15 protein-coding genes are annotated in these 17,686 nt (G+C 53.2%); 6 read left to right on the forward strand and 9 right to left on the reverse strand.

The window, feature by feature from the left end; translation table 11 throughout:
* Window positions 1-66 precede the first annotated feature (66 nt).
* The gene (locus FDK21_RS06280; protein WP_245418534.1) at window positions 67-1,086 is read left to right on the forward strand and encodes a TRAP transporter substrate-binding protein; all 1,020 of its coding nucleotides are present in this window, start codon (window positions 67-69) and stop codon (window positions 1,084-1,086) included.
* A 209-nt stretch (window positions 1,087-1,295) separates the two neighbouring features.
* Complete coding sequence (locus FDK21_RS06285; protein WP_171021961.1) at window positions 1,296-2,354, forward strand: metal-dependent hydrolase; 1,059 nt, start codon at window positions 1,296-1,298, stop codon at window positions 2,352-2,354.
* A gap of 9 nt (window positions 2,355-2,363) precedes the next feature.
* On the opposite strand, the gene FDK21_RS06290 is transcribed toward FDK21_RS06285, so the two are convergent.
* The 4 genes from FDK21_RS06290 to FDK21_RS06305 form a co-directional block, all read right to left on the reverse strand.
* Window positions 2,364-3,743 carry an adenylate/guanylate cyclase domain-containing protein gene (locus FDK21_RS06290; protein ID WP_210238683.1) on the reverse strand — a complete coding sequence of 460 codons (1,380 nt, stop codon included), beginning with the start codon at window positions 3,741-3,743 and terminating at the stop codon, window positions 2,364-2,366.
* Window positions 3,744-3,797: 54 nt separating this feature from the next.
* Entirely contained in the window at window positions 3,798-4,646 is an 849-nt protein-coding gene (locus tag FDK21_RS06295; RefSeq protein ID WP_246657515.1) for an MBL fold metallo-hydrolase, read from the reverse strand.
* Window positions 4,647-4,693: 47 nt separating this feature from the next.
* Entirely contained in the window at window positions 4,694-5,137 is a 444-nt protein-coding gene (locus FDK21_RS06300; protein WP_114011201.1) for a Crp/Fnr family transcriptional regulator, read from the reverse strand.
* A 64-nt stretch (window positions 5,138-5,201) separates the two neighbouring features.
* Window positions 5,202-7,808: an ABC transporter ATP-binding protein/permease gene (locus FDK21_RS06305; RefSeq protein WP_138147831.1), complete on the reverse strand. Its 2,607-nt coding sequence runs from the start codon at window positions 7,806-7,808 to the stop codon at window positions 5,202-5,204.
* 409 nt (window positions 7,809-8,217) lie between these two features.
* On the opposite strand from FDK21_RS06305, the gene FDK21_RS06310 reads away from it, so the two are divergent.
* The 3 genes from FDK21_RS06310 to sseA all read left to right on the forward strand — a co-directional run bounded on the left by FDK21_RS06310 (window position 8,218) and on the right by sseA (window position 10,996).
* Window positions 8,218-9,258, forward strand: a complete 1,041-nt coding sequence (locus tag FDK21_RS06310) for a cysteine synthase A (protein ID WP_138147832.1) — start codon at window positions 8,218-8,220, stop codon at window positions 9,256-9,258.
* Window positions 9,259-9,601: 343 nt separating this feature from the next.
* Window positions 9,602-9,946: a carboxymuconolactone decarboxylase family protein gene (locus FDK21_RS06315; protein ID WP_114011204.1), complete on the forward strand. Its 345-nt coding sequence runs from the start codon at window positions 9,602-9,604 to the stop codon at window positions 9,944-9,946.
* 198 nt (window positions 9,947-10,144) lie between these two features.
* On the forward strand, window positions 10,145-10,996 hold the full coding sequence (sseA, locus tag FDK21_RS06320) for a 3-mercaptopyruvate sulfurtransferase (protein WP_138147833.1): 852 nt from the start codon (window positions 10,145-10,147) through the stop codon (window positions 10,994-10,996).
* 14 nt (window positions 10,997-11,010) lie between these two features.
* Here sseA and FDK21_RS06325 read toward each other — a convergent pair whose 3' ends face one another.
* From FDK21_RS06325 to FDK21_RS06345, 5 genes are all read right to left on the reverse strand, one after another.
* Window positions 11,011-11,529 (reverse strand): formyltransferase family protein, encoded by a 519-nt coding sequence (locus FDK21_RS06325; RefSeq protein WP_138147834.1) that lies wholly within the window; start codon window positions 11,527-11,529, stop codon window positions 11,011-11,013.
* Between the two features lie 92 nt (window positions 11,530-11,621).
* Window positions 11,622-12,422 (reverse strand): amino acid ABC transporter ATP-binding protein, encoded by an 801-nt coding sequence (locus tag FDK21_RS06330; protein ID WP_114011207.1) that lies wholly within the window; start codon window positions 12,420-12,422, stop codon window positions 11,622-11,624.
* Window positions 12,423-12,438: 16 nt separating this feature from the next.
* A complete protein-coding gene (locus FDK21_RS06335; RefSeq protein ID WP_114011208.1) occupies window positions 12,439-13,746 on the reverse strand; it encodes an amino acid ABC transporter permease in 1,308 nt (435 codons plus the stop codon).
* Between the two features lie 9 nt (window positions 13,747-13,755).
* Entirely contained in the window at window positions 13,756-14,949 is a 1,194-nt protein-coding gene (locus tag FDK21_RS06340) for an amino acid ABC transporter permease (protein ID WP_138147835.1), read from the reverse strand.
* Between the two features lie 175 nt (window positions 14,950-15,124).
* On the reverse strand, window positions 15,125-16,141 hold the full coding sequence (locus tag FDK21_RS06345; protein ID WP_114011210.1) for an amino acid ABC transporter substrate-binding protein: 1,017 nt from the start codon (window positions 16,139-16,141) through the stop codon (window positions 15,125-15,127).
* A 323-nt stretch (window positions 16,142-16,464) separates the two neighbouring features.
* Here FDK21_RS06345 and metC point away from each other — a divergent pair, with 323 nt between their 5' ends.
* Complete coding sequence (metC, locus tag FDK21_RS06350; protein ID WP_138147836.1) at window positions 16,465-17,652, forward strand: cystathionine beta-lyase; 1,188 nt, start codon at window positions 16,465-16,467, stop codon at window positions 17,650-17,652.
* The last annotated feature ends 34 nt before the right edge of the window (window positions 17,653-17,686 follow it).

Genomic DNA, 17,686 nt, shown 5'->3' on the forward strand with positions numbered 1-17,686 from the left:
TTTTGGGGGAGCCCGAATCTTTTGATCCGGGCGCCTGGTAGTTCCAATATTTGAAAGGACACTCAGGTGAAACTATCAACTAAACTGGCGATGGCTACGGCACTCAGCTTCGGCATTCTTACGTCTGCGGCTAGCGCTGCAGATGTCACATTGCGAATCCAATCGCATATGGCGCCAGAATCAACACAGGGTAAACTGCTCGCCAAGTTCGTCGATGATATCGAAGTGATGTCTGAAGGCTCGATCAAGGTCGAATTCTTCTATTCGGCTGCTTTGGTAAAACCGTCTGAAACCTTTGACGCTGCTGCCACGGGTATTCTTGATTGTGATATGACCAACGGGTCTTATCAGACCGGTAAAAACCCGGCCTTCCAGTTTGTTGCCGATACAATGGGTGGCTATGACACCCCAATGCAATATTTGGCATGGATCAACTTTGGCGGCGGTCGCGAAGCGATCAATGAGCTTTATGCTCCATACAACATGCACTTCGTCGGTGCACAGGTTGGTGGTCAGGAATCCCTGAACTCAACCAAGCCATTGCCTAACATTGGTGCCCTCAAAAACTTCAAATTCCGCTCTCCTCCGGGCCTGGAAACAGAAATTTTCCAGTCTCTTGGCGCCAAGCCTGTGGTCATGGACTTCACCGAAATCTTTACCGCTCTCGAAACCGGTATTGTTGATGGTGCTGACGCTTCCACACTCGCTCAGAACACCTCCCTTGGTGTTTATGACGTAGCCAAGCACACCACCTATCCGGGCTTCCACTCCATGTCTTCTGACCAGCTGGCCTGCCGTCAGGATGCCTGGGATGGTCTGTCCAAAGGCCAGCAACGCATCATCGAAACCGCACATAAGAAGCTGATGTCTGACTATGTGATGATCACGATGATCGAAAACGGCGAAGCTTTTGCAAAAATGGACGATATGGGTGTCTCCACCTATGACTGGTCCGCAGAAGATCGTGCTCAGTTCCGCAGCGCTGCAAAAACCGCGTGGGATGCATGGGCCAAGAAAACGCCGGAAGCCGCCAAAATGGTTGATAGCCACAAAGCCTTCCTGAAACGCATCGGCCTGTCCAAATAGGCTCCTCTTCCCCACACTAAAAGGCACCTCCAGCCAATCGGCTGGGGGTGTTTTTTATGTTTGCGATCTTGTGTTGCATTCCAGCTGTCGCACACGAAAAGCCACCTATCAAAGGGTTGGCGCTTGTATCTGGTGGATGAAGGGCCTACATGCTGCCAAGACTTGATGAGCAAGACACAGGTCATTTGTCAGGCAGGTTGGAGCAGTATATGGATTCCTTGACGCAGGCGGTATTGGGCGCAACAGTCGGCTATGCAGTGGGTGGTCGCCATTTGGGGCGCAAGGCTGCCTTGTGGGGGATCGGTTTGGGCACCCTGCCCGATCTGGATGTGCTGGTGCGCTATGTGGACCCGATCGACAGTTTCGTCATGCATCGCTCCTGGTCGCATTCCTTGATTCTGACGGGTTTGGCAGCCTTTCCCCTTGGGTTGATGATCAGTCGCCTGCATAAGACAGCGCGTGCTGCACCAATGCGCATGATTTATATGGCGTGGCTGATCCTGTTCACTCACATCATGCTCGATGCGTTGACGAGTTACGGTACGCAAATATTCTGGGGTCTCAAGGAAATCATTCCGACGCTGCCTCAGGCACCGGTCGGGGTTGCGTCGATATCGATCATTGATCCGGTTTATACTCTGCCCTTGTTGTTTGCGACCATCTGGATCTTGGTGCGAGGTCGTGTGCGGCCAGATGGCCGAGCAACACGTGCTGGATCCGTCACAATTGTGGCCCTGCTCTTCTCCACCCTTTATCTCGGTTGGGGATTGATCGCGCAAAATCAGGTAGAGCAAAAGCTCAGAGCGCAGATGGCCGCCACGGCAACGAAAATTGATGATGTCTATGTCACGCCAACTTTTGGCAATTCGGTGCTTTGGTATGTAATGGTGCGCGAAGGTGACAAGGTTCATTATGGTTTGCGGTCGTTGCTGGAAGATGCGGACAAGCCAATCGCACTGAGGACGCAAGAGCGACGTTCTGATCTGATCGCCTTACTGACAAATGGTTCAAAAGCGCAACAGGTCGTGGCTTTTTCTCATGGATTTTATCGCTTGGCCGAGACGGAAGGGCGCATCTATATTGCCGACATGCGGATGGGCTATCCACCGCATTTCGGGTTCAACTTCGCATTGGCCGCTCGGCCAGACGCCGCTGAGGATCCGGTGGCCTTGATGCCGACAGAGCATGTGCGTGGACATCTCGACAGTCGCCTGTTTGGTTTCCTCTGGCAGCGCATATTCGATCCTGCAGCCAGCATGGCCAACTGACGGGCCCCGTTAAGCTCGTCTCTCGGGCTCCGGCCAGACGACAATATCGATCGGGTCAGGCAATCCTGCAACCGGCACGCCTATGCGGTGATCGGTTCGGGATCCCGGTGTGAAACCATCCTCGACGGCCCGCTCGAAACAGGCTTTGGACGTGACAAGGCATGATTGTTGCGCCTTGTTGGCATCTTCCAATTTGGCAGTCCGGTTGACCGCATCGCCAATCACCGTGAATTCAAGGCGATCATGCACTCCAATAACGCCAACCATCACGCGACCAAAATCCACTGCGACACCTATCCTGAAGGGCTCCGGCCACCCCAGTTCTGTAAAGGCATGGGACTTTTCAGCCATGGTCAGGATAATTGATTCTGCGGCCTCCAAAGCTCGGGCTGCGGGATTCTCGATGACAGTGACCGCGCCAAAAGTGGCCAATATGCCGTCACCCAGAAATTTGTCGACCGAACCACCGGCCTTCTCGATCAACGGGACGACTATGGATTGATAGTCTGCAAGGATCTGGATGGTTAGTTCGGGCGCCAGATCTGCGGAAATTCGGGTGAAGCCCCGTACGTCAACCAGCATGATCGCCGCATCGCGTAACTCCCCCTCACCGGCCTGCATCACCTCGTCAGAATCGGTAATTGAACGTGCAACATCATCGGAGAAGAAGCGCTGTAATTGTTGCGTTGCTGTCTGTTCCTTGACCGCCGTGAAAAGCAGACTGCGGCCTCTTAGCAACATCAATGTCAAAATGATGGTCACGGCGATGATGACAAATATCTTGTCCAGTTCTGCTCCAATCAGAATCGAGTCACTGGTGATGTAGGTGACATAGTTCCTCGTGATCAGCATACCGTCCATGTCGGAAAAAAGCGCATAGCCCAGCATTCCTATCCAACCGACAACCGCGACAGCACCCGTGAAAAGCACATAGCGAGCATCGAACCGCAAGGACCGCAGAGCGATGAAGAGGAATAAATATAGGAAGGTCGGCGATTTCAGATAAAATGAAGGATGCTGGAGATACTGGATATGATAGCTGAAAATGATCCCCAGCAACATCGAAACATCAATCAGAATCGACAGAATGATCAGCCAGTTGGGTAGCAATTGGCGGTGGGCCAGAAAGAGCTTGGCGAGGGTGAACAGCAGATAGCCGACCAGGGCCATGGGCACGAAATTATGCCCCAGATTGCCGCCTTCCGCCCGAGGCGCAATGAGATAGAGTGTGCCGAACAGGCAGATAACCAACAACTGAACCCAGCCGATCAGGATTTCGGCGGCTTCTTCCTGTGTCTGGATTTCTCTAAGCACACGCCGGGGGACATGCTCATCGGGCCGATTGTGGCCCATATTGATGATTGTCCGGAGGATCTTTGGCAAAGTCATGATGTTGGCAATCAAAATTGATATGAGCGCTGCGACACAATCTGTATAGCGTGTTTAATCCGGCGTTTGATCGTCTGACAAATCGGCAGGCAACTCAACCACCATGCCTTGCCGACCGACGGTGACACCATTTGATGAGGCATTGACATGGGCCTGTATCTGATCGAGTGCTTCATCCGTACGGTAAGGTGCGTGATGAAACAGAATGGATTGCTTGACCGATGTCTCTTTCGCCAGTTGCAGACACACATCATCGGTGGAGTGACCCCAGCCAACATATTTGGGATAGTCCTCTGCTGTATACATCGCATCAAAAACCATCAGGTCGGCACCACTGACAAAGGCTTTGATATCTTCACCAAGGCCACCTGCTTCATGCTCAAAATCAGTGACGATGGCGATGACACGCCCTTTCCATTCGATCCGATAACCACAGGCCCCACCTGGATGGTTCAGCCGGATTGTTTGGATTTTGGCACCGTTATCGAGTTCCATGGTCTCGCCGATGGTAAATTCACTGAAGGTGGTGCATGTCAGAAGTGTGGTGGTCACCGGAAAAAGCGGCGGTTCCATCAGTTTTGACAAGGCATCATGCAAGGTCACGCCGTTGTCGAGGATCGGGCCATGGGCCCTCACCTTCACATTGGGATTGTAGGCCGAGCAAAAGAAAGGCATGCCGCACAGATGATCAAAATGATAATGCGTGACAAACAGATCCAGTTGCTCTGTTCCGCGGGAGATGAGATCAAGCCCGAGATGCCGGATGCCAGAGCCGCCATCAATCACGATGACATCATCGCCGCAGGAAATCTCAATGCAGGCTGTGTCGCCGCCATAGCGGCTCGTTTCCGGTGTGCAACAGGGTATTGACCCTCTAACGCCCCAAAACCGTACCTTTACCACTTCACTCAATGTTGTCTCCTGTTACGGCTTTGGTGCCATGCGCCGGTTCACGACTTCAGCAAGGTCAGTTCCTTGTTCATCCGGTCCAGGCGCTGACCCAATTCCCGCATCACTTCCAATGAAACATCTGGAAATTCTCGCAACAGTTTAAGGAAGTTGTCTTTAGAAATTGCCAAAGCTTCCAGATCCGTCGCCGCTACAATGGTTGCTGTGCGGGGCACATCGCAAAGAATAGCGATTTCACCCACAATGTCATTGACGGTGAAATCGGCAACCTTGACCGGACCATCGGGCGTATCAACCAGAACATCGGCTGTGCCATCCAGTATGATGTAAGCGGCATCGCCTGTTTCACCCTGATCACACAGATGCTCTCCTTGAGTGAAAAACAATCGATCACTGATGAAGGCCAACAGCTTGAGCTTGGCCGCTTCGATGCCCTTAAAGAGGGGCACTTTCTTGAGCGTTTCGACCTCAGTATTCAAGCCCATGAGTGTTTCCTCCGGTGATGAAGGCAGGTGTCCTGTTGCTGTTGTCGGTCGCGGATCACTAGCATCAGACAGTCTCCAGAATGTCTTGTGGTGCGCCGGACTGGACGATCCGGCCTGATTGCATGATGTGGAGTTTATCACAATTGGGTGCCAAGTCGGGACGATTGACGCCCCAGATGACGGTCTTATTGGCCATCGCCTGTTCCACCAAAGCGTGGGTTACCTGATCTTCGGATGTGCCTTGCAGCAGATCGTCAGCGATGAGGATTGTTGGTTGTTTGAGCAAGGCACGAACCAGCGCAATTTTGCGTCTTTGCCCGACGGATAGAACGCTGCCCATCACGCCGACATCGAAGTCGAGCCCCGCCTGCATGATATAGGCCGTGAGGCCTACCTCTTCGCTGATGTCAGAGACCAGCCTTGCGACGGTCTCCTGGCTGCCCCGGCGATCCGCACGTGGCAGGCCGAAGACCAAATTTTCCGAAATGGAGAAATAGGGATGGACTGCGTCGCGATCAAAAAAGGCGAAATCCTTGCGATCCTCTTCAGACAGGCTTTGCCGAAAGGCTTCCCGCAGGGAGACGATTTGTGCGGCGCGCTCATCTGACAACACACCCAGACGGTGGCGAGCGGGACTGAGGCGAAAGGCCAGCGCGATGAAACGGCGTGTTTCCCAGCGTTCAAGCGCTTCTGCTCCCTGACTGTGTGCCTTTGCAACAAGATTGCGATATTCAACCAACTCTGTCGCAGTCATCAGGTCGAGGGACTCGAGGATAGCGCTGTCTCCGTCTATGTCAGAGAAGAGTTCGATAATCGCATCGGCCACAGCTATGCCGATTTCGACAAACAGCTTGCGGCAACCGCTTTGGTTGAGGAAGGCACGCACATGGTCATTTTCCGACAGCATGCCGACTTCGGTATGACGATCGGCGGAGGTGGCAAAAAGCAGATTTTCAGCGAGCGTTGCAGTGGGGTTGAACGCATCCCTGATCCAGAAGGCGATTTTGGAGGACAGGTTGCGGTTTGCCTGAACATCATCGAACAACTTGTTACGCGCCATCAGAATGGCATTCTGGGTCTTTTCATCCAGATTTTCAGGAAAGCGAGAGCGCAGTCCCATCTGGTAAATGTCATCTCCAAGTCCCACATGATTCAACAATTCGACAGCGCGGGTGTCGAGTTCTTCGGGTGTCGCAACGCCTGCCGCTTGATAATTTTCCCAAATGGCTTCAATAACATAGGGTGTATTGCCGGTCAGTTCGGCTTCCCGCATGCGATCGGCCAGATCATCAAGCGCTTCGGGGGTGGAAATTGGCCGGTTGCGAATGCTGTAACGCAGATTGGATCGAATGGTGCCAGAAAAGATCTGCGGCGATGGGCCGATATAGGCAACCTTCTGTCCGATGACGCTTTCCGGCATTTCTTCAAGATTCTTGCCTCCTACCGTCAGGCGACCCGATTTGGGCGACAGCAAACCTGCTAGCATGGCGGCCAGTTCGGTGCGGCCACTCCCATCTCCTCCCACCAAGGCAACCGTCTCGCCGGGGTCTATCGACAAGGTGATGGCGGACAGCTCCTGCCCGGCAGAATCTCCCACATAGGTGACATGATCGAGTTTCATTTGACCTGCCATTGCAGAGAGCAGATCTTCAGTCGGTTCCGTAGAGATACGAGTGTCTGGATACAGATCGGGTATATCGAAATTCTCGACAATGGCCTCATATTTGATGCGTACATCGGCTTGATTCTGGTAATAGCCGAGCAGCTCCTTCCATGGACCCGCCAAGTCCTTGTAGGCAGCCAAAACCGCAACCAATGCCCCAAAACTGACGTCGCCCTTGATCACCAGATATCCGCCGATCGAGTAGAAGAAGAAGGGGGTCAACTGGTTGATGAAGTTATTGATGAACTTGATCATGAATTTGCGGCGGAAAACCGCAAACCGGATGGTGAAATTGGCGTGTAGCCGGTCGGTCAATTCTGCCAGATGCCATTGGGCGGTGTCGTTGGCATGGATTTCTGTGATGCCCTGCACACTTTCCCCGATCCGGTCGGAAATACGCCGGACATTGCGGACACGCTCCTTATTGAGCATATTCACCCGCTTTTGCAGTTTGGGGATGATATAGCCCTGAACGGGATAGAAAGTGATCGCTGCGACGCCCAGCAGCGGGTCCTGCACGAAGATGAAGACCAGATAGACCAGGAGCTGACCGCCCTGAAAGGCGGGCAACGCCACTGCATCGCCGATAAACCCGCCCAGTGGCTCTACTTCCGAGGTGATCATCGGGATGATTTCACCGGAACTCATCTTGCGAAAACGAGGCAAACGGAACAGCAGGACGCGTTTATATAAATCATAGCGCAAGCGGCGCAGCATCCGTTCACCCACCAGCCCGCGATAGACATTCAACACATATTTGACTGCATTGTTGATCACTACGAGGCCAAGGAAGGAGAAGCACAGGAGCAGCAGATAGTCGATCTGCCCCCATTCGGCTCCCAAAAGAGATCGCGGGAAATTCTTTCCTGAAATTGCGTCATTGACGATCAGCTTGGGAAGCTCAAGCGTGTAGTAAAGGATAGGAAAGGAAAGCAGCGTAATCAGAAACAGGATGATCTGCTGTGTCCTACTGTAGCGCCAGACAAATTGAAAAAGGCTCTTTTCCATGCTTCCCCGTCTTCAACCTGTTGGTTGCCAAGTGTTTTTGAAGCGCTAATCCACTGATGCAACCATGGCATCTATGGGGCGCAACATCAATAACCATTGTTTGACATCATAGTCAGATGCAATCGCTCCTTGTCCAATCACAGTTGCTTGCAGTTGGGTTCATTCTGATCGGCTGCTCCCGATGCAGGTCCCGATCCGTTGTGCATGAAAAAGTCTTTTTCGCAAGCCGGGCGGCATGACAAAATTTGCCCTGAAGCTGGATCGTAAGAGACCGAGCCACCGCAGATGGTGTCATGTACGAAAAATCGCGGTTTTTGTATTGCCTCACGCATTGGGACTGGCTTGTTTCCAAAGCGCGGTTTTCCTACATTCCATCCATGAAATCAGACCAGAACAGGATAGCGACCCCATGGAAATCCGTGCAGATGTGACCAATGCAATTGGCAACACCCCCCTTATTCGCTTGAATGCGGCGAGTGAGGCGACGGGCTGTGAAATCCTTGGCAAGGCGGAGTTCCTCAATCCGGGGCAGTCCGTCAAGGATCGTGCCGCCCTCTATATTATCAGACAAGCTGTTGCTGATGGCAGCTTGCGCCCCGGTGGCACAATTGTCGAAGGCACCGCCGGCAATACGGGGATCGGGCTTGCGCTGCTCGCCAATGCTCTTGGCTATCGCACGGTGATTGTCATTCCTGAGACCCAGTCTCAGGAGAAAAAAGACATGCTGCGCCTTGCGGGCGCGGAGTTGGTGGAAGTGCCAGCCGTGCCGTATCGCAATCCCAACAATTACGTCAAGGTGTCCCAGCGTCTCGCTGAACAACTCAATCAGAGTGAACCAAATGGAGCCATATGGGCCAACCAGTTTGACAATGTGGCCAACCGTCAGGCTCATATCGAGACCACTTCGCAGGAAATCTGGCACCAAACGGATGGCAAAATCGACGGTTTCATCTGCGCTGTCGGGACTGGCGGTACGCTGGCTGGAACCGCTCAGGGTCTGCGGGCCCACAACCCGGATATCAAGATCGGTCTGGCCGACCCGCATGGCGCCGCACTCTACAATTATTACAAGCATGGTGAGTTGAAATCTGAAGGATCTTCGATTTCAGAAGGCATCGGTCAGGGCCGGATCACGGCCAATCTGGAAGGCCTGAGCGTGGATCATCCCTTCCAGATCGCCGACAAGGACGCCCTTCCCTATGTGTTTGATCTTCTCGAACATGAAGGCCTGTGCCTTGGTGGCTCATCAGCAATCAACATTGCCGGTGCAGTCGAGTTGGCAAAAGCATTGGGGCCGGGCCATGTGATCGTAACCATTCTGTGCGACTATGGCACGCGGTATCAGTCCAAGCTCTACAATCCCGATTTTCTGGCCTCCAAGGGCCTGCCTGTGCCGCAATGGTTGACCCGAGAGAGCCGCGTCAAGCCGCCACTGGTGGCCGAGGCCTGATGAAGATTAACAATGTGACCATGAAAAGGGTGCCTTGCGGCGCCCTTTTTTCATACCTTTTGTGGAAACCGAGACTTGCGACAAATAAGTTCATTGGCAGCGGGTGGGTTTATGGCACTCTGCTGCCATAAACAGCCAGAGTAATGGTTATGCACTGCCTATATTTTCACGATAATTGAAATACGGTTGGCAGAGGCGTAAGACGATCATGCAGATACGACAGGATCTGCTCCCGGGTGCCTGTTCGGGCATGATTATCTGGCGAGATACAACCCTGCTGTCATTTGTTCGATGCTCCTTGTGGGCATCTGGCTCGAAAGACGCTGACTAAATGAGGATTCCCATGGCGACTGACTATAAAAAGCTGATGACTGATGTGTCCAAACAAATCGGAACCTTGCGCAAGGATATTCCGGACACCATGGCTGGCTTTTCCGCCATGTCAGCCGGGGCTGACAAGCCCGGCGCGCTTGATTCCAAAACCAAGGAATTCATCGCGCTTGGAATCGCCATTGGTCAGCGGTGCGAGCCGTGCATCGCCTTCCATACCCGCGCCTTGTTAAAGCTGGGCTGCACAAAGGCCGAGTTCGAAGAAGCTCTTGGCACCGCGATCTATATGGGCGGAGGCCCTTCCCTGATGTATGCGGCCAAGGCAATGGATTGCTGGGAACAGCTGGCGGGTGAATGATTGCCGCTGTGGTTTGAATGAAATGAAAAGGTCGGGCAGTCCCGGCCTTTTTTGTATCCGGCTTTTTCGTGCCAGACTTCCTCGCTGCCATACATTTTTGGTGCATGAATGGGCTTGGCTCTTTTCGCGGTCGACCTCGTTGGCTAGGGTTGGTTTGATTTTCGGTATGCCGATGCGGCAGATGTTTGGGAGGTTCCAATGGGTGAAAGAACAAAATGGCTGGTTAGCACGGACTGGCTCGAAGGCCATCTCGATAGCCCGGACCTCGTTGTCGTGGACGCTTCCTGGTTTCTGCCCATTGAAGACAGAGATCCAATCGCCGAACACAAAGCAGAGCATATTCCCGGCGCAATCTATTTTGACATGGATGCTGTCGCTGATTTGAGTGTCGACTTGCCACATATGCTGCCAACGCCGGACTATTTTGCAACCTCGGTGGAAGCGCTTGGCATTTCAACTGGCCAGAAGATCGTCGTGTATGACAGCAAGGGAATCTGGTCAGCCCCGCGCGTCTGGTGGACATTCCGCACCATGGGCGTGTCAGACGTCTATGTGCTTGATGGCGGTTTGCCGAAATGGAAGCGCGAGGGACGCCCCCTCACCGATCAGCCGACGCACCGGGTCACGGGTCGCTTTCAGGCGCGGCTCGATCATGGCGCGGTCAAAGATTATGCCGACATGCTCAAGGCAATCGAGGATCCGGAAGCGCAGATTGTCGATGCACGGTCTGAAGAGCGTTGGCGTGGCCTTGCGCCTGAACCACGGCCAAACTTACCATCGGGCGGCATGCCGAACTCGAAAAATGTGCCCTTTGTCACTTTGGTGGACGAAGACGGATGCTTGAAACCAGTTGATGTATTGAAGCAGATTTTTGATGAAGCGGGTGTCGATCTGAGCAAGAAGATCATCACGTCTTGCGGATCTGGCTCAACTGCGGCTGTGCTGACTTTGGCGCTGGACACGATTGGCGCGACGAACCTGTCGCTCTATGATGGGTCCTGGACAGAATGGGCATCCAAGGAAGACAGTCCGATCCTCTCCGAAGCCTAGCGCCATTTCACGCTCTATTGCTTTCCCCAGCGTTCGGTTGGGTGAAAAATTGGCTTTTTGTGCCCGGCGATTAGATCCAAATTGTCAAGAGCCAGTTGCAAGCTATGCTGATAGGCCATGGTTTCGATCAGCTCTAGTGTCGCCCTTTGCGGCACCTGAAATCGCCGGACCGCGATGATCGGTCCGGTATCCACGTCGCGAGCCATTGCGTGTAGGGTCACGCCATAGGCCCTCTGCCCAGTTTTCAAAAGTGTCTTTGTGGGCCTATATCCGGGCATCCATGGCGGTCCCGGGTGGATATTGAGAGCTTGGTCGAGTTGCGACAGCATCGTTTCCGGTACGATGACATCAGTCAGAAAGCCAAATAGGGATACCGAGGTCGGTGCCTTGGCAAAGAGTGCTTCGAGCGTTGCCTTGTCCGGGGCAATGCTGGTTTGCAGCTCGGGTCGAACATGAGAAAGCCGCTGCGCAAAATAGTCAGCTTCCTGTTCCGGCATCAAGAGGATCAATTTGTCGACTGTCTCTGTTGTCATGCCAAAAACTCATCACGTCTTGTTCTGGTTTCCAATCGAAAAGACCCGATCCAATGGACCGGGCCTCAAGTTTGTTCAAACCCAATTTCTGCCTAGTGCAGGATCTGGCTGAGGAAGAGCTTTGTGCGCTCATGCTGCGGATTGGTGAAGAAGGCTTCCGGCTCGTTCTGTTCAACAATCTGGCCTGCATCCATGAAGATCACGCGGTTGGCAACCTGACGGGCAAAGCCCATTTCGTGGGTCACACAGAGCATGGTCATGCCTTCTTCGGCAAGACCCACCATCACATCGAGCACTTCCTTGATCATTTCCGGATCGAGCGCTGAGGTTGGCTCATCAAACAGCATGATGCGTGGGTTCATGCAGAGCGAGCGGGCAATCGCCACACGCTGCTGCTGACCACCGGAGAGCTGGCCGGGATATTTCAAGGCCTGCTCAGGGATCTTGACGCGCTCAAGATAGTGCATCGCAATCTCTTCGGCTTCCTTCTTGGGCATCTTGCGCACCCAGATCGGGGCCAAAGTCAGGTTTTCAAGAATGGTCAAATGCGGGAACAGATTGAAATGCTGGAACACCATGCCCACCTCACGACGAATTTCGTCGATTTTCTTGAGGTCGTTGGTCAGCTCGATGCCGTCTACGACAATCTTGCCTTCCTGATGCTCTTCAAGGCGGTTGATGCAGCGGATCATCGTGGATTTGCCTGAACCGGATGGGCCGGCGATAACGATACGCTCTCCCTGCATGACCTTGAGATTGATGTCACGAAGGACGTGGAAGTCACCATACCATTTGTTCATGCCTTCGATTTCGATGGCAACTTCGCTGTCCGATATATGCATCTTTGTGCGGTCAGCGTGGATTTCGGAGGCGTCAACTGTTTTATCAGTCATAGTGTGCTCCTAAAGCTTATCGTTTATGACCGGTGTGCAGCCGGTTTTCCATGAAAATTGAGTAACGGGACATGCTGAAGCAGAAGATCCAGAAGATCGAGGCTGCGAACAAATAGCCCGTATGAGACGTCGATGGCGTTGACCAGTTGGGATCCGTGAAGGATAGCTGCACCTGCCCCAACAGGTCGAACAGACCGATGATCAGCACAAGCGTGGTATCCTTGAACAAGCCGATGAAGGTGTTCACGATGCCTGGAATAACCAGTTTCAGCGCTTGCGGCATAATGATCAGTCCGGTTGATTGCCAGAAAGTCAAACCCAGTGCGTCGGCCCCTTCATACTGCCCTTTTGGGATGGCTTGCAAGCCACCACGGACAACCTCGGCCATATAGGCTGCGGAAAAGAGCGCAACACCAATCAGCGCGCGCAGCAACTTGTCAAATGTAACCCCTTCCGGCAGGAAGAGTGGCAACACCACAGACGACATGAAGAGCACGGTGATCAGCGGCACGCCACGCCAGAATTCGATGAAGAACACCGATACGAGGCGTACGGCCGGCATTTTCGACCGACGTCCCAACGCAAAGGCGATACCCAAAGGCAAGGATGCCGCGATGCCAGTGATGGCGATCACAAGGGTCACAAGGAAGCCACCCCATTTTGCGGTTTCAACCGGCATCAGACCAAAATCGATCGACATGACGGCAAGAATGGCCGCAAAACCCAGTGCAATGACGCCGATGATGATCATAAGCGGCTTGATCGGGCTTTTGGTTGCGTAGGCAGTCACCGCGCCGATGCCGAGCAGAATGGCAACTGCAATCACAAATTCGGCAATCCAGGTCTCGAAAGACAGGGACACCCCGGTCAACAGCTTGAAGGTCATCACTGGATAGACCAGCACCATGAAAAGAATGTTTTCACGCTTGAATGGCAAAGCTGGAATGAGCGCGGGGACCAGTCCCAGAGCACCAACGAGGAAAACAATGTTAACCCGCCAGTATTCCTCTACTGGATAACGACCATAGACGAACTGCGGGAAATAGGCCTTCACATAGGCCCAGCAGGCCCCATGCGTGTCAACGCAGGCTTCGCGGTTGGTGCCCTCCCAGACGGCGTCAACAAAAGCGAACTGAATAAGCGGCGGCACCAGAAGATAGATCAGGTATACCCCCAACAATGTCAGCAAGGTATTGGACACGGAGGAAAAGAGGCTTTCTTTCATCCAATGCACGGGCCCTCTGATGCTGGAAGGCGCAGGTTTTTCCGGCGTCATTTCCTTGCGAACAAAGGAGACTGATTGCTCAGCTTGAATATCAGACATCGATCTCTCCTATCTTTCGACCAAGGCAATGGACCGGTTGTACCAGTTCATTATCATGGAGGTTATCAAGGACAGGGACAGATAGACCAGCATCCAGATGCCAATGATCTCGATTGCCTGACCTGTCTGGTTCAGCACGGTGCCACCAACCGAGACAATGTCTGGATAGGCAATCGCCACCGCAAGGGACGAGTTTTTCGTCAGGTTCAGATATTGACTCGTCAGCGGCGGGATGATCACGCGCATCGCTTGCGGGATGATGATCAATCGCAGCGTATGGCTTGGCTTTACACCCAATGCATAGGAAGCTTCTGTTTGCCCGTGGCTGACCGCCAAAATACCTGCGCGGACAATCTCGGCGATGAAGGCGCCGGTATAGATTGTCAGAGCGAGTAAGAGGCCTACAAATTCGGGGATAACCTTCATGCCACCGGCAAAGTTGAACCCTTTAAGCGCTGGCAGATCATAGGTGACCGGCATGCCGGCAACGAAATAGGCAACCAGAGGCAAGCCGATAAGCATGCCAAGGCCTGTCATGAAGACCGGGAATCGCTGGCCCGTTGCCATTTGCCGCTTTTTGGCCCATCGGTACATGATGATGACGCCGAGAACCGCAGCAATCAGAGCATACAGGATCAGAGCCGATCCTTCGCCAAATTCTGGTTTTGGCATAAAGAAGCCGCGGTTGTTGAGGAAGAAGCCCCCGCCAAAATCCAGCGACTGCTTTGGATGCGGAACGGTCCGTAGAACAGCGAAGTACCAGAAAAACAGCTGCAACAGCAGCGGAATGTTGCGGACAATTTCGATATAGACCGTAGCCATCTTGGAAATGACCCAGTTATTCGACAGCCGTGCAATACCCATGACGAAGCCGACAATGGTGGCGAAAAAGATGCCGATCACTGCAATAAGCAAGGTGTTCAGCAAACCCGCCAGCAGGGCTTCTGCATAGGTTGAGGTTGCGGAGAGGTCAATCAGGGACTGGTTGGGCAGAAAGCCTGCCGTATTGTCCAGAAAGCCAAAACCGGATGCGATATTCTGTTTCTCAAGGTTATGGGCGGTGTTCTGGACAATGTTCCAGACCAAATAGACCAAACCGCCGACAAGAACGATCTGATAGATGTAGCCCCTTACCTTGGGATCGTTAAATATCGAGCCCTTGGCCGAGGAACCATCCCCAGCCTGATGAGAGTTAGCAGCCATTTGTGCCTCGTTGGTGACTGGTCTTGTTGCTCGTTATTGCTTTGACCAGGCTATCGAGACGCGACGCCAAGCGTTCCCACTTATGTGGGTTATGATTGTATTTACGCTGTTTTGTCGCGAACAAAAAAATTACCCCGGCAGATTCGTGGTATCTGCCGGGGCGTAATCCAATTGATTAACGGATTGGCGGTGCGTACATCAGACCACCTTTGGACCACAGAGCGTTTACGCCGCGTGCAATGCCAAGTGGGGTGTCCGGACCGACATTTTTGTCGAAGCTTTCACCATAGTTGCCGACGGCTTTGATCACGTTGTAAGCCCAGTCATTGCCGAGGCCCAGATTTTCACCGAAGGACCCTTCAACGCCGAGCAGACGACGGATTGCAGGGTTGGAGCTTTCTTTCATTTCATCAACGTTGGCCTGGGATACGCCGAGTTCTTCAGCGTTGATCATTGCAAACAGAACCCATTTGTTGATGTTGAACCACTGGTCGTCACCCTGACGAACAACTGGGCCAAGTGGCTCTTTGGAAATGATTTCCGGCAGAACGACATGGTCAGCAGCGTTGGTGAGTTTCAGGCGCTGTGCATACAGGCCGGAAGCATCCGTGGTGTAAACGTCGCAACGACCGGAATCGTATGCCTGAACAACTTCGTCAGCTTTTTCGAACTGAACGAGTTCGAGTTCCATGTTGTTGGAACGGAAATAGTCGGTCACGTTCAGCTCGGTGGTGGTACCGGTGTTGGTGCAGACAGATGCGCCAGACAGTTCCAGAGCGGAAGAGACGCCCAGAGACTTGCGGATCATGAAGCCCTGACCGTCATAATAGTTTACGCCAGCGAAGTTCAGGCCCAGAGCGGTGTCACGGGTCATGGTCCAGGTGGTGTTACGCGGCAGCACGTCGATCTCGCCAGACTGCAGGGCGGTGAAACGCTCTTTAGCAGACAGTGGGGAGAATTTTGCGCCCGAAGCGTCACCAAAAATTGCAGCGGAAACCGCGTAGCAGAAATCGACATCGAGGCCGGTCCAGTTGCCCTGATCATCAGGGTTGGAGAAGCCTGGCAGACCCTGGCTCACACCGCACTGTACGGCGCCTTTGGCCTTTACGTCATCAAGAGTGGCAGCGCCAGCAGCAGTTGCGCCGACAGCCATTGCAGAACCCATAAGTACGGAGAGAAGAGCTTTTTTCATATTGCAGCCTATGTTCGTTGCCCGATAGGAAAGATTTGATTGCAAGTTTGAACATGTTGTCGGGAAAATCCGAACTGGATGCATCCCGCCACGTGTTCTTTCATTGTTTGGTCGATTGCAGGATGTGCAATTGACACCGCTATCGAAGGAAATTATTTGATCTCGGTCAAGAGGAAATGTGACCTGATATCCACGAAACTTGTCGATTCCCATGAAAAATGTTTCTTAACACCGGGTTTTTGAAATATTTTAATCGGAGCGGGATCAATTTCCGATGAATCTGCCGCGCTCTGTGGAGCTCAAACCTAGTCAAAAGGTCACCAATGAAAAATCATACTGGAAAAAACACCAAGGCACTGAAGACTGCCACCCGCCTTGTGACCACTGGACGCTCGCCAAAAGAACAGGATGGATTTGTGAATCCACCCGTGATTCACGCCTCAACTGTGGTGTTTGATTCGACCGAGCAACTCTATTCTGGCAAATCCAAATTTGCCTATGGCCGTCGGGGAACCCCAACCACCAATGCGCTGACCGATGCACTGACCGACCTTGAGGGAGCGCACGGATCCGTTTTGGCCCCCTCCGGGCTTGCGGCCTGTTCACTGGCCCTGCTTTCTGCGTGTAAAGCAGGCGATCATGTGCTGATCACTGACAGCGTTTATGAGCCAACCCGTAACTTTGCCAAGACTGTTCTCGAACCAATGGGCGTCGAGGTTCAATATTATGACCCGCTGATCGGAGGGGAAATCGCAACCCTCTTCAAGGACAACACGTCTGCGGTGTTCACCGAAGCGCCCGGGTCGCAGACATTCGAGATGCAGGATATTCCGGCCATCGTTGCTGCCTGCAAGGATCGGGATATTCTGGTTCTGCTCGACAATACATGGGGTACGCCGCTCTATTTTGATTCGATGGGACATGGTGTGGACATCACCATTCAGGCGGGCACCAAATATATTGTTGGCCATTCTGACGTGATGCTGGGCACCATTTCGGCCAACGAGCGGGCTTGGGGGCGTCTTTATGATGTTCATGGCGCGATGGGCTATCATGTCGGGCCGGATGATGTGTATCTAGCCTTGCGCGGCCTTCGTACCATGGGCATCCGGTTGCGGCAGCATCAGGAAAGTGCGTTCGAGATGGCCCAATGGCTGGAAGCGCGGCCTGAGGTGGATCGGGTGCTCTATCCCCCTCTGCCCTCGGATCCCGGTCATGCCATCTGGAAACGGGACTTTACAGGCGCGTGCGGCCTGATGGGCGTGGTGCTGAAAGATGTCAGCAAGAAACAGGCTTGCGCCTTCATCGATGCTCTGGACCTGTTTGGTCTGGGCTATAGTTGGGGTGGCTTTGAAAGCCTCGTGATTCATGCTGATCCGCGGAACTATCGCACGGCAACCACATGGAATGAGCCCGGCCAGTTGATCCGGCTGCACATTGGTTTGGAAGATGTTTCAGACCTGAAAGAGGATCTGGAAGGTGGCTTCGCGGCCTTGAGCTCAGCCAAGTAGGCGAATTGATCTTGAAAACACTTAAAGGCAGCCT

Source organism: Cohaesibacter sp. CAU 1516 (genome assembly GCF_005771485.1).
Lineage (GTDB): Bacteria > Pseudomonadota > Alphaproteobacteria > Rhizobiales > Cohaesibacteraceae > Cohaesibacter > Cohaesibacter intestini.

Excerpts from the sequence above, each read along its gene's own strand:
- metC (WP_138147836.1), top strand. The coding sequence starts at position 16,465 with ATGAAAAATCATACTGGAAAAAACACCAAGGCACTGAAGACTGCCACC.
- FDK21_RS06285 (WP_171021961.1), top strand. The coding sequence starts at position 1,296 with ATGGATTCCTTGACGCAGGCGGTATTGGGCGCAACAGTCGGCTATGCA.
- FDK21_RS06335 (WP_114011208.1), bottom strand. The coding sequence starts at position 13,746 with ATGTCTGATATTCAAGCTGAGCAATCAGTCTCCTTTGTTCGCAAGGAA.
- sseA (WP_138147833.1), top strand. The coding sequence starts at position 10,145 with ATGGGTGAAAGAACAAAATGGCTGGTTAGCACGGACTGGCTCGAAGGC.
- FDK21_RS06340 (WP_138147835.1), bottom strand. The coding sequence starts at position 14,949 with ATGGCTGCTAACTCTCATCAGGCTGGGGATGGTTCCTCGGCCAAGGGC.
- FDK21_RS06315 (WP_114011204.1), top strand. The coding sequence starts at position 9,602 with ATGGCGACTGACTATAAAAAGCTGATGACTGATGTGTCCAAACAAATC.
- FDK21_RS06330 (WP_114011207.1), bottom strand. The coding sequence starts at position 12,422 with ATGACTGATAAAACAGTTGACGCCTCCGAAATCCACGCTGACCGCACA.
- FDK21_RS06300 (WP_114011201.1), bottom strand. The coding sequence starts at position 5,137 with ATGGGCTTGAATACTGAGGTCGAAACGCTCAAGAAAGTGCCCCTCTTT.
- FDK21_RS06290 (WP_210238683.1), bottom strand. The coding sequence starts at position 3,743 with ATGACTTTGCCAAAGATCCTCCGGACAATCATCAATATGGGCCACAAT.
- FDK21_RS06345 (WP_114011210.1), bottom strand. The coding sequence starts at position 16,141 with ATGAAAAAAGCTCTTCTCTCCGTACTTATGGGTTCTGCAATGGCTGTC.
- FDK21_RS06310 (WP_138147832.1), top strand. The coding sequence starts at position 8,218 with ATGGAAATCCGTGCAGATGTGACCAATGCAATTGGCAACACCCCCCTT.
- FDK21_RS06325 (WP_138147834.1), bottom strand. The coding sequence starts at position 11,529 with ATGACAACAGAGACAGTCGACAAATTGATCCTCTTGATGCCGGAACAG.
- FDK21_RS06305 (WP_138147831.1), bottom strand. The coding sequence starts at position 7,808 with ATGGAAAAGAGCCTTTTTCAATTTGTCTGGCGCTACAGTAGGACACAG.